Origin of the sequence: Duganella phyllosphaerae (genome assembly GCF_001758785.1) — a bacterium.
Taxonomy (GTDB): Bacteria; Pseudomonadota; Gammaproteobacteria; order Burkholderiales; family Burkholderiaceae_D; genus Rugamonas; species Rugamonas phyllosphaerae.
On record NZ_LROM01000147.1, the window covers coordinates 162,325 to 174,078 of the forward strand.

Below are 11,754 nucleotides of genomic sequence, written 5' to 3' on the forward strand. Positions count from 1 at the left end.
CACATGACTTTTTCACACACCTTGCGCTGGCGTGGCGCCGGGCTGCTGGCGATGGCCGCCATGCTGGCCATGGTTGGCTGCGGCGAAACGCGTGCGCAAAAAAAGCAGCGCGAAGCGAGCGTCATCATTTCCATGGGCGAGAAATACGTCAGGGAGAAAATCCGCGAGCCGGCGTCGGCGCAGTTTCGCAACCAGTTCATCGGCAAGGGCGGCGCGCCGTGCGGCGAGGTCAATGCCAAGGATGCGTTCGGCGCCTACCTGGGCTACCAGCGCTACATCTCCGTGGCGCGCGAGCTGACCATGCTGGCGCAGGATATGCCGCACGATGAATTCGAGGAATCGTGGCGCGAGATGTGTAAATAGCCGCGTCGTTAGATTACGGTCGCCAGATTACAGGTCGGCAAAGCGCCGGCTGTAACGCGTTGCGCGCCGCACGTCCGGGTGCCGCCCGACCGGATGCGCCAGCGCTTCCTTCGCGCGGTCGTAGCCGTATTGCCACTGGTCGCGCGCGTGCTGTACGAAGATGTCGTACGTGGGCGGCATCGCCAGCTCGATGCGGTTGCGGCTCCAGTGCAGCTTTTGCTGCAACTGCTGGCGCGCCAGCGCCTTCGAGATATCGGACGAGTCGATGCGCAGGTCGGCCAGGTACGTATTGGCGTAGCGCAGCCGTGCATTGCCATTCAAGCCCAGCACCGAGCGCCAGGCCGGGATCGAAAACACCTGGTCGAACGCCTCCTTGAACTCCATCACCACTTCGGTGCCCAGCTGGCGCGCGATTTCGACCGGGAACAGGTCGAGCACCCCGCCGATGTATTCGGCGCCCTGGTACTGGCGGCAGCGGAAGTAGATCATGTCGGCGATCGAGATACGCGCGGCCTCGGTGATCGGTACGCCGCTGTCGATCAGCAGCTCTGGCGCCACTGCGTGCTCGCCCCAGCGCGGGTCGGCCAGCGGCGAGGTCATGCCGCGCAGCGCGGCAGCGGCGCGCTCACCGCAAAACACGGTTTCGGCAAACAGCTTGCGCTGGCCGCGCGGGCGTCCCACCTCGTTGGCGTCGAACAGCAGCTTGCCGCCGATGATGGCCACGTCCACTTCGGGCGTGCCGGTGGCGGCAGGGAAGGGTAGCTGCGACGGGATGTCGAACAGGAAGTCGCCGAACAGGTCGGGGATCACCGGCGCCCGTGCCGACGACAGCGTGCGCCGCGCCGCCCGTGCCAGCGTGGCCAGCAGCGCCGCGTGGCGGGTGGACTTGAGGCCGCACCAGAAATCGTACATGGCGCGCGACGACAGCCACTCGCGCTGCGCCTGCGGTTCAGGCAAATTGTGGATGATGGCGGCGGCAATCGCGCCGCCGCAACTGGCCACGATCACGTCGGGCGCTTTTCCCGCCTCGCGCAGCGCCGCATACATGCCGATGTAGATGCCGAAGCGGAAACCGCCGCCGCCCATGATCATGCAGCGCTGGTACGGTCGATCATTGTGGACTGGAGAAATAGGTGCTGTGGTCATGGGCGAAACCATACCACAGCACGGCTAGCGGAACTGGTGCTCCACCATCACCCGCACGGCGGCGCGGGTCTCGGTAAAGGTGTCGCGCGCGCGTGTGCCGGTGTCCTGGTACTGCTGCCATTCGCGCGCCTGCTGGTGCAGCAGGTTCGATCCCGCCACCCGCAGCTGGGTTTTGGCATCGAACTTCCACAGCGCGTACAGGTCCAGCTGGCGACCGGGCGAGTTACCTGTGCGTAGCTGCGCCGACTGCCGCGTAGTGACGCCGCCCTTGTAGGTAAAATCGCCGCCGACGGTCCAAGCGGTGCCGGGCAGCTTGTAGTCCGCGCCCAGGTTGGCGGTGACCGGCACCTGCTCTTCCAGCGTATTGTCGGGCCCTGCCACGCGGTCCACCCGCGACCAGTTGCGCGCCAGGTTGGCGCGCAGGTCCAGCGCCGGCGCGGTCTGGCCCAGCAGGCGGCGCAGCGGCAGCTTCGCTTCCAGCTCGATGCCGTGCACGTTGGCGTTGCCGTTGTTGAACGGCGTCGTCACCCACACCCCGGCCTGCTGGAACAACAGCGTTTGCGTCACATCGCGGATGCGCCGCCAGTAGACGCTCACGCTGGCGATGGCGCCGTCGCCCAGGTAGTGTTCGTAAGCGGCGTCCAGTCCCCAGGCCAGTTCCGGGCGCAGTTGCGGGTTGCCCTGTTCGTCGGGATTGGTGGGGCTGTTGTTATTGTCGATGGTGTACCGGCGCGGCACCAGCTTGAACAGCGCCGGCGCCTTGTAGGTGCGCGCCAGCGCCAGGCGCAGCACGTCCTTGTTCGGCAACGCGTAGCGCGCCTGCAGCGACGGGCTCCAGACGGCCGACGTGACGTCCAGCGCATCGGGCGCGTTGGCAGCGAGCGCGCGGCTGGCCGTTTGCAGGCGTTCGTGGCGCAGCCCCGCGTACAGCGAAAACTGTTTCGATATTTCCCACTCGTCCTGCGCGAACAGCGCCAGGCGCTTGACCACCGCGCTGTAGTCGGCGTTGGTGGCATCGGTCTGCACGCCGGCGGGATCGAAAATGGTTTCGCTGCGGTCTTCGTCGCGGCGCGACCGGCTGGCGTCCCAGCCAAAGGCCAGCGCGTGACCGGCGCCAACCGGGTGGCGCCAGGTGCCGGTAAAGGTGACGCCGGTTTCGGTGGGGCCGGCATCGACGTGGCGGTGGATGGCGGGCGCGCCGCTGGCGGTCATGCCGTAAAAGTCGTAACCGGTGCTGCGGCGGTTGCTGCTGGCGCCCAGCCTGGTTTCGAGCTTGTCGCCGTTGGCGAGATTGCGGTTCCATTGCAGGTCGTTGCGCAGCATGGCGATGCGGGCGTGGTAGTCCGACACAAAACGCGGGAATTCGCTGGGCTCGCCCACCAGCGTTTGCTCGTCGGCGCGGTTGCGCACATCGAAGTGGCGCAGGTTGGCAAAGCCCTGCCAGGTCAGCGTATCGCCGCCACCCAGCGCCCAGCTCACGCGCGGTGTCAGGGTCAGGGTGTCGTTGCGGGTGGACTTCGGTTGCGGGGTGTGGCGCCGCAGCGTGAGCGCGCCGGCAGCGTCGGTCAGCGTCTCGTCGTCGGCAATCGCTTCCTCGGTGCGCTGGCGCGACAGCGTGGCGGCCACACTGTACGACAGGCGCTCCACCTGGTCCGACAATTGCGCGGTCAGCGTGGGCGACGTGGTGCCGCCGCGGCGGGTGACGCTGGCGGCCAGCGACCGCTGGCCGCGCGTGGCCGCTTTTTTCAGGATGATGTTGATGCTGCCGGCGACCGCCTGGTTGCTCGAGGCAGCGGTGGCGCTGCGCAGGATCTCCACCCGCTCGATCATCTCCGGCGCCACCGTGTCGAGTGAAAAACCGGTCGGCACCGGTTCGCCGTTGAGCATGATCTGGGTATAGCCCTTGCCCAGGCCGCGCATGCTGATCTCGCCGCCCTGGCCGGGCACGCCGGAGATGCTGATGCCGGGCAGGCGCTTGAGGGCGTCGGCCAGGGTCTGGTCGCCCTGGCGCACCAGATCGTCGTGGGTGACGATGATGGCGGTGGTGGTTTCGCGCTGGCGCAGGTCGGCGCGGGCGCTTTTGACTTCTACCTGTTGCACCGGCTGCGCTGGCTGTGGTGCTTCGGTGGCGGATACGGATGGCGCGGCCAGCAGCATGCTGGCTGCAAGAATCGGGAGTGACATGGTGGTTCCTGTGAGGTGAACACGAAGCCGGCGGATGATCAAAACGCGGGCGACAGTGGGCCGGTCCGCCACCGGTCAGGGTGGCGGATTGTGGTGGATATCAGATCGGGTTAGTAGCCCAGCTGCTGGCGCCGCACGCTGAGCGCGTGCCTGGTGGCGTATCGGTCGAGGCCGCGGTCGAGGCCAGTGAGCATGGTGGCCGGATCGATGGCCACGCCGTTCTGGCGCAGCTGGAAGTGCAGGTGCGGGCCGGTGGTAAAGCCGGTCAGGCCGACCGTGCCGATCACCTGGCCCACCACCACGTGCGAGCCCGGTTGCACCGCCGTGGTATCCAGGTGGGCGTAGAGGGCCTCGGTGGAGCCGGTGGCGCTGCTGCTGTCGGCGCTGGTGATGACGACGGTAGTGCCATAGCGGCCATTGTTCTCGTCCAGCTTGCCGGCGGCGAGGACAATGCCGGCAGCGGCGGCGCGTACCGGCGTGCCGACCGGCGCGGGCAGGTCCAGGCCCACGCTGGGGCGCGGCGAAACTTTGCGCATCACGCCGAAAAAGCCCGAGACGCGCATCTTGTCCAGCGGGTATTGCCAGGCGATCGGGATTGCCGGTGCTTCGGTACGCTGGCTGGCTGGGTTCGACGGGTTCGACGGGTTCGAAGTGTTGGACAGCGTTGGCGGTGTGGCCGACGTCGGGGATGGCGTGGCCGGTGCGGCCGTTGCTGCCACCGGCACGGTCGCTGTCGCCAGTGCCGGTTGCAACACCGCGCTCGCTGCCAGCACGCCGATCAACACGGTCGCCACAGTCAGGGCGCCTGCCACGGGCAGCGCTGGCGGCCGCGCCTGGCGCAGTTGTTCGATGCGCTCGCCGGCCGACGCGGCATCGGCGGCGCCAAAGGCGAGGGCGGACGCTGGCGGCGCCATCAGCTGCACGCGCCACTGGGCCAGCAGGGCGCAGGCGTACTGCTTGCGCTGCTGCGCCGGGCGGCCGGCCAGCACGCGGCGGTCGCACGCCAGTTCCACCGCCCAGGCCAGGCGCGCGCCGAACCAGCGCGGCGCCGGATTGAACCACAACAGCGTCTGCACCAGTGCCGACAGGCCCAGCCACAACGGATCGCGCGCGCGCCGGTGCTGCAACTCGTGGGCGATGATCAGCTGCTGTTCGGGAACAGGGAAGTCACGCAGGTGGCGCGGCAGCAGCAGTACCGGCCGCCACGCACCCAGCAGCATCGGAGAGACTGCCGCAGCGGTTTCCAGTACCGTCACGCGGTGGCGGGCAATGTCGTACAGCTGGTGCGCATCGAAGCCGCCGTGGGCGCCCAGCGCCGGGCGCGACAGGCGCTGCGCCCCGGCCAGCAGGCCGCGCCACAGCAGCCAGGCGCGCGCCAGCCGCAGCACGGCATACGCCAGGCCGGCCAGGTAGATGACGGCCCACAGCAGCGGCGCCCAGGCCAGCAGCGATGCTGCGGTGCCGCTGGCCGAGATGGTATCGACGTTGGTGGTCGCCGGCGCCGTGACATCGACGCCGCCGGTTGCCGTCGCTGCGGGACCGGCAGCACCGGTCGTGGCGATAGCGGGAATGCGATCGACGTTGATGCCTGCTTCAGCCCCAGCGACAACGGCGGCGCCTGCGGTGGCAAAGGGCGCCGCTGGCATGGCCTCGGCACGGCCGGCTGCTGAAAGCGATGGCGATGGCGATGGCAGCGCCAACGGCAGCGGCGAAGGCACCGCAATCGTCAGCGTCGGCGCCACCGTCACGCGGTCGAGCGCCGGCAGGAGCGGCAGAAGCAAGGGCAGCAGCGCCACGCCAGCCACCACCGCCTGGGCCGCCAGCCATACCGGGCGCTGGCCGCGCAGCGCCGGCCAGGCGCGCGCCGCCAGGTGCAGCAGGCCGTGTACCAGCAGCCCGGCCAGCACGCAGCCCAGGCAGGCCAGCAGCCATTGCCACAGCAGCAGCGTGGGCATCGCCATGGTCGCTGCGGTCATGGCTGCTCCGCTTCGTCGTCGGGCCAGTCGTTGAGCATTTGTTCGAGCCGGGACAGCTCCTGGCTGTCCACCAGCTTGCTGCCGGTGAACATCGCAACCGGCAGCGGCGCGTCCAGTTCCATCACGCGGCGGCCGAAGTCGTGGGCGAACGCGGCCAGCGTGCCCACCTTGTCGAGCCGGGGGCTGTACACGTTGACGCCATGCATGACTTGCACCGCGATCACCTCCTTGTCGAGCATGCGGTCGAGTGTTTTGCGCGTGGAGGAGAACGACCACGCCAGTTCGTCGGCGGCGGCGTCGTGGATTTCGCGGGCGCTCAGCGGCTGCTGCTTCCACAGCGCCTTGAGCAGGGTCAGTTCGCTGACCGAGGGAATGGGATTGGACATGGCGGTTCCTGTTTGCGACGAATAGGGCTATTGTGCGACAGATGTCGCGATGCCGTCAACCCGCTAATTGTTAATGCCACCGTCAGGCATCAATTGCCGCATTTTGTAACATTGCTTTGAATAAATTCTTTCTGTGATACTATTAAGTTTTTGCTAAGTAGTTGCGTGGGTGATCACGTTCAGCCGGTTGCGGCAATGCGCTATACAATGGTCCGCTTTACTTGCATCGGAAGCCCTATGTATCGGAAGTCCTATGTATTACGGTGAGCGCTTCAACAGTATTACCCACACGGTGGGCGCGGCCCTGGCAGCGGCGGGCGGCATTTTTCTGATCGTGCTGGCGGCGCGCAGCGGCGACCCCTGGAAAGTAGTCAGCTTCAGCATCTTTGCCGCCACCCTGTTCGGGCTGTACCTGGTCTCCACGCTGTATCACAGCCTGCGCGGGCGGGCCAAGGACGTGCTGCGGCAGATGGATTATTGCGCCATCTACCTGCTCATTGCCGGCACCTATACGCCGTTCACGCTGGTGAGCCTGCGCGGGAGCGCCTGGGGCTGGTCGCTGTTCGGCGTGGTGTGGGGGCTGGCGCTGGTGGGCATCGTGCAGGAACTGTTATACGCCAAGGGCAAGCGCATCCTGTCGCTGGTGATTTACGTGGCCATGGGCTGGGTGGGGGTGATCGGCGCCAGTCCGCTGATCGACGCGCTGGGCTGGGATGGTTTCCTGTGGATCGCCGGTGGCGGCCTGGTTTATACGGTGGGCATCGCTTTTTTCGTGACCGACCATAAATGGCGCTATGGCCATGGCGTGTGGCACCTGTTTGTGCTGGGCGGGAGCGCCTGTCACTTCGCTGCCGTGCTGCTGTACGTGGCGTGAACACTAATCAAGTAGAGTAGAACCAAGTGGACATTAATTCGGACGATCTGAAAACCTTCATCACCGTGATCGACAGCGGCACCCTCAGCGCCGCCTCGGTGCACCTGGGCCAGACCACGTCGGGCGTGAGCCGCGCGTTGTCGCGGCTCGAAGACAAGCTGGCCACGTCGCTGCTTACCCGCACCACGCGGCGCATGGAATTGACCGAAGAGGGCCAGTTGTTCCTCGAACGCGCGCGCGCCATCCTGGGCGCCATGGAAGAAGCCGAAGAAACCATCCGCATCCGTCGCCAGCAGCCGGCCGGCCGCCTGTGCGTGGACGCGGCGTCGCCGTTCATGCTCCATTGCGTGGTGCCGCACGTGGCGGAGTTTCGCGCCCTGTACCCGGAGATCCGCCTCGAATTGAGCAGCAACGACCAGATCACCGACCTGATCGAACACCGCACCGACATCGCCATCCGTATCGGCACGCTGGTCGACTCCAGGCTGCACGCGCGCGCGTTGTCGGCCAGCCCGCTGTACGTGCTGGCCAGTCCTGGTTACCTGGCGCGGCACGGCACGCCGCGCACGCCGAAAGACCTGGCCGGGCATGCGCTGCTGGGCTTTGCCCAGTACGAGCAGGGCAACAACTGGCCGCTGCAGCACGCCACCGGCAACAGCCTGGCCATCACGCCGTCGCTGTCGGCCTCCAGCGGCGAAACCTTGCGCCAGCTGGCGCTGGCCGGGCAGGGCATCGTCTGCCTGGCCGACTTCATGACCCGCGCCGACCTTGCCGCCGGCCGCCTGGTCAAGGTGCTGGAAGACAGTTACACCGGCTACCGCCAGCAGATCCACGCGGTGTATTACCGCAACACGCAACTGGCACGCAGGATCGGTTGCTTCCTCGATTTCTTGCAGCAAAAGCTTTGAAAACCTGCTGAGCCGCCGGCTATCGCCGTAATAGTGTGAGACGGCGTACAGAGTGCGCTGCCAGCCCACGCTATAGTGGCTGCGCGTGCCTGGAGCGCATTCTTGCAAGTGTCGCTCGGCAGCAGGTAAGCCGGTAGCCTCAAGTACCGGCACCAGAATTTGGTTTGGGCCTCGCTAAACCTACGGTTTTGCGGGGCCCACCATGCTTCACTACATTTACTTGGAGACGGACATGTCGCAGACTATGCATCCTTCGAAGCATTTGGTACGAGCGTGGCTGGAGCGCCGTGCGCGTGAGCTGAAGCCGCCGCCGACGCCCGAGGAGATCCGGCGACAGCTGGGCTGGGGCTTGATGTTGTTCGAGCCTGCGCTGATTCCCGTCAAGGTCGGTAACGGTCGCCGCCGCTAATTTTCACCGCAGTCTTCACTAAACCCACCCGCTTCGGCGTCGTGGGTTTTTTTGCGTCTGCGCCGTTCACCGGGGAATTTACGTGATTCGCCGAATAGCGGTTTGCCGGCTGGCGTTTCCCCGCTATTGTGATGGTCATGTCACAAGGGGGAGCAAGCATGAACGTGGAAACTGTCTATAAATGGCGCCAGCAACTGGTCTGGGGCGTGGGCCTGATCGTGGTCGGCGTGGTCGTGCTGCTCGAGCGCGCGCACATGATCGACCTCGACCTGCGTGTGAGCGAGCTGTGGCGCTATTGGCCCTGGCTGCTGGTAATCAGTGGCATCACCCAGGTGATCCCGCCCACCACGCCCGCTTACCTGCTCAGCGGCCTGTGGAGTTTCTTTTTTGCCGGCTGGTGGTATGTATCGTTCAACCGTATCTGGGGCTGGGGCTTCGGCGACACCTGGCCGGCGTTGATCGTCGCCTGTGGCGTCGGCCTGCTGCTGCGCCCTTTGCTTGACAATATCTTCGCCAACCACCAGGAGCAAAAATGAGCCGCCGCACCGGAACCAGAACCAACCCCAATCCCAAGGCGCAGATGGTGCTGGGCGTCATGGTCGTGGTCATCGGCCTGCTGTTTCTGGTCGATAACCTGGGCTGGATCCATCTCGATTTCCGCCGCCTGCTGGTGCCGACCGTGCTGCTGCTGGCCGGGGTGCTCAAGCTCACCCATGCCCGGTCCAATTCCGGCAACGTGATCGGCGTGGTGCTGGTCTGCGTGGGCAGTATCGGCATCCTGCGCGGGATTGGCTTCCTCGATTTCGACTGGCGCGATATCTGGCCGGTGCTGCTGATCATCGCCGGCATCGGCATCGTCTACAAGGCCAGCATCGCCAGCAACGGCGGCAGCAGCAGCGGCAGTGGCGACTGGTCGGGCAGCGACAGGTCCGGTAGCGATGGGTCCCGTAGCGACGGTCCCAAGGCGTCGTTCCAGGCGCCCGGCCACGAGCCGTTCAAGGCCCCGCGTGGCGGCGAGGGCGACGAGGTGATCAACTTCGTCTCGGTGGTGGGCTCGTCCAACCGGCGTGTGACCTCGCAGAATTTTCGCGGCGGTGAAGTGACCGCCATCCTCGGCGGCGCCGATCTCGACCTGCGCCAGGCCTCGATCCAGGGCGAGGCGGTGCTCAACGTGTTCTCGCTGGCGGGCGGCATCACCATCAAGGTGCCGGTGGACTGGACGGTGGTAATGGAGGGCACCGCGATCATCGGCGGCTTCGAAGAAAAAACCGCGCCGCCGTCTGCCGGCGGCAAGCGCCTGGTCTTGCGCGGCTATTCCATCCTCGGCGGCCTCGAAGTGCGCAACTGAGCAGGTGCGCCCGGTCATGATCGAAGCGTTCTCGCAGCGTCGCGGCGCCACCATCTACATGCTGGTGTGGCTGTTCTTCGGCCTGGCGCTCGGTGGGGTGATCGCGTTGGCCAGCGATACGCCGCTGGCCAACGCCATGCTGTTCGCGGTGCCGATGACCGTGGTCTATGCGCTGGTCGCCGGCTATTCCGCCTATTACCTGTGCCGCGCCTATCCGCTCGGTGCGCGCCCGGCCGGCGCCATCGCGGCGGTGCTGACGGTGGCGGCCGTGGTCTCGAGCGTGCTGTGGCTGTTGATCGGGCACTTGTGGAATACGCTGACCGCGCTGCCGGACGTGCCGTGGGCCGGCCTCGTGATCACGCCGCAGTTGTCGGCGCTGATCGTCGGACTGGGCATACTGCTGTATGGCTGCGCGGCAGCGGTACACTACGTGGTAATCGAATTCGTGCGCGCCCGCAGCGCCGAGCGGCGCGAGCTCGAATCGATGCTGATGGCGCAGGAGGCCGAGCTGCGCATGCTGCGCACCCAGATCGATCCGCACTTTTTGTTCAATAGCCTCAATTCGATCAGCGCGCTCACTTCCAGCGACGCTGGCGCGGCGCGTCGCATGACGCTGGAGCTGGCCAGCTTTTTTCGCCAGAGCCTGGGAATGGAAGCGCACAAGATGGTGACGCTGGGCCAGGAGCTGGTGTTGATCCGGCACTTCCTTGCCATCGAACAGGTGCGCTTCGGCGACCGCCTGCGGGTGGAGTGCGCGGTGGACGACGCGGCCGGCGTTTGCCTGGTTCCGCCCATGCTGATCCAGCCGCTGGTGGAGAACGCCGTCAAGCACGGCATTTGCAACCTGCCCGAGGGCGGCGTGATCCGCATTGCGGCGCGCCGCGCCGGCTCACTGCTGCACATCCGGGTGGATAATCCGGTCGATGAGGACATGGGGGGGAACCTGGATGGCAGCAGCAGTAGCGGTAACAGCACCGGTAGCAACACCGGCATCGGCCTGGCCAATGTGCGCCAGCGCCTGGCCGGCGCCTACAAGCACGAGGCCAGTATCCGCTGGGGTCGCCAGGACAACAACTTCAACGTGGACATCGCCATGCCGGCGCACACCACAGAGCACAGGGAATAGCCGATGCGGGTGCTGATCGTCGACGATGAAATGCTGGCGCGCGCGGTGGTGCGCGAATACCTGGGCGCACATGCCGATATCGACATCGTCGGTGAATGCGCCAACGGCTTCGAGGCCGTCAAGGCCATCATCGAGCTGGCGCCCGACCTGGTGCTGCTCGACATCCAGATGCCCAGGCTAGACGGTTTCGAGGTGGCCGAACTGGCGGGCAACCAGACCCGCTACATCTTCGCCACCGCGTTCGACCAGTACGCCATCAAGGCCTTTGAATTCCACGCGCTCGACTACCTGTTGAAACCATTCAGCCAGCAGCGGCTGGACCAGGCGCTGGCCCACGCGCGCGCCAACATTGCGACCGGGCCCGGCGATGCCGCCATCGCCCGCCTGGTGCGCGATGCCGCCAGCCGCAAGCTGCCGCTGGACCGGGTGCTGATCCGCGAGGGCGCCAAGGTCCACGTGGTGGCCTGCGACAGGATCGACTACATCGAAGCCGAGGACGACTACGTGCGCATCCACGCCGACGGCAAGGCCCACCTGAAAAGCCAGCGCCTGGCGGACCTGGAAGAACAGCTCGACGGCGCCCGTTTCCTGCGCATCCACCGCTCGTGCATCGTCAACATCGGCCGCATCGACCGCATCGAGCAGGCCACCCGCGACAGCCATGTTGCCATCCTCAAGGACGGCAGCCGGCTGCCGGTTAGCCGCAGCGGGTATCAAAAGGTGCGTGCGGCGCTGCTGTAGGTGGCGCCCGGTGCTACCCGCCAAGCTGCGCGCGTCTGTTGAGTTGGGAAAAGTACAATTTAGATTGGCATCAGTTGTTCCAATCAAATCTTCAGGCAGACCATGACAGCAGTTTCCCCGCCGCTTTCCGTTGCTGTGCGTGGTTTTTCGCCAGGGCGGCGGCCAGCGACTGCAACCGGAGTTGCCGTGGTGGTGGCGCTGCACCTAGCGCTGCTGTGGCTGGCCACGCGGCCGGTGCCGGCGCCGGTGTCCGATGATAGTCGGGTGTGGATACAGCTGCTGCTGCCGCCAGC

Annotated in this window: 13 protein-coding genes; 9 read left to right on the plus strand and 4 right to left on the minus strand. The window is 66.2% G+C overall.

Annotation, left to right across the window (positions count from 1 at the left end):
• Positions 1-3 precede the first annotated feature (3 nt).
• Positions 4-363: a hypothetical protein gene (locus DUPY_RS24790; RefSeq protein WP_070251807.1), complete on the plus strand. Its 360-nt coding sequence runs from the start codon at positions 4-6 to the stop codon at positions 361-363.
• Positions 364-390: 27 nt separating this feature from the next.
• On the opposite strand, the gene DUPY_RS24795 is transcribed toward DUPY_RS24790, so the two are convergent.
• The 4 genes from DUPY_RS24795 to DUPY_RS24810 all read right to left on the minus strand — a co-directional run bounded on the left by DUPY_RS24795 (position 391) and on the right by DUPY_RS24810 (position 6,055).
• On the minus strand, positions 391-1,509 hold the full coding sequence (locus DUPY_RS24795) for a patatin-like phospholipase family protein (protein WP_229255493.1): 1,119 nt from the start codon (positions 1,507-1,509) through the stop codon (positions 391-393).
• Between the two features lie 24 nt (positions 1,510-1,533).
• On the minus strand, positions 1,534-3,693 hold the full coding sequence (locus tag DUPY_RS24800; RefSeq protein WP_070251809.1) for a TonB-dependent receptor plug domain-containing protein: 2,160 nt from the start codon (positions 3,691-3,693) through the stop codon (positions 1,534-1,536).
• Positions 3,694-3,803: 110 nt separating this feature from the next.
• Complete coding sequence (locus DUPY_RS24805) at positions 3,804-5,669, minus strand: M23/M56 family metallopeptidase (RefSeq protein ID WP_229255494.1); 1,866 nt, start codon at positions 5,667-5,669, stop codon at positions 3,804-3,806.
• Positions 5,666-6,055, minus strand: a complete 390-nt coding sequence (locus DUPY_RS24810; RefSeq protein ID WP_070251810.1) for a BlaI/MecI/CopY family transcriptional regulator — start codon at positions 6,053-6,055, stop codon at positions 5,666-5,668. The genes DUPY_RS24805 and DUPY_RS24810 overlap by 4 nt, the downstream gene beginning before the upstream one ends.
• Before the next feature lie 253 nt (positions 6,056-6,308).
• Between DUPY_RS24810 and trhA the strand changes: the two genes are divergently transcribed.
• The 8 genes from trhA to DUPY_RS28085 form a co-directional block, all read left to right on the plus strand.
• On the plus strand, positions 6,309-6,929 hold the full coding sequence (trhA, locus tag DUPY_RS24815; protein WP_070251811.1) for a PAQR family membrane homeostasis protein TrhA: 621 nt from the start codon (positions 6,309-6,311) through the stop codon (positions 6,927-6,929).
• 26 nt (positions 6,930-6,955) lie between these two features.
• Positions 6,956-7,837, plus strand: a complete 882-nt coding sequence (locus DUPY_RS24820; RefSeq protein ID WP_070251812.1) for a LysR family transcriptional regulator — start codon at positions 6,956-6,958, stop codon at positions 7,835-7,837.
• A 232-nt stretch (positions 7,838-8,069) separates the two neighbouring features.
• On the plus strand, positions 8,070-8,246 hold the full coding sequence (locus tag DUPY_RS28520) for a hypothetical protein (RefSeq protein ID WP_167359111.1): 177 nt from the start codon (positions 8,070-8,072) through the stop codon (positions 8,244-8,246).
• Between the two features lie 158 nt (positions 8,247-8,404).
• Complete coding sequence (locus tag DUPY_RS24830; RefSeq protein WP_070251814.1) at positions 8,405-8,782, plus strand: LiaF transmembrane domain-containing protein; 378 nt, start codon at positions 8,405-8,407, stop codon at positions 8,780-8,782.
• Positions 8,779-9,594, plus strand: coding sequence for a LiaI-LiaF-like domain-containing protein (locus tag DUPY_RS24835; RefSeq protein WP_070251815.1), 816 nt, complete (start codon positions 8,779-8,781; stop codon positions 9,592-9,594). The genes DUPY_RS24830 and DUPY_RS24835 overlap by 4 nt, the downstream gene beginning before the upstream one ends.
• A gap of 16 nt (positions 9,595-9,610) precedes the next feature.
• Entirely contained in the window at positions 9,611-10,720 is a 1,110-nt protein-coding gene (locus DUPY_RS24840; RefSeq protein ID WP_070251816.1) for a sensor histidine kinase, read from the plus strand.
• Between the two features lie 3 nt (positions 10,721-10,723).
• On the plus strand, positions 10,724-11,461 hold the full coding sequence (locus DUPY_RS24845; RefSeq protein ID WP_070251817.1) for a LytR/AlgR family response regulator transcription factor: 738 nt from the start codon (positions 10,724-10,726) through the stop codon (positions 11,459-11,461).
• Positions 11,462-11,563: 102 nt separating this feature from the next.
• Positions 11,564-11,754: hypothetical protein (locus tag DUPY_RS28085; protein WP_141749657.1), on the plus strand; the 191-nt coding region annotated here is incomplete at its 3' end.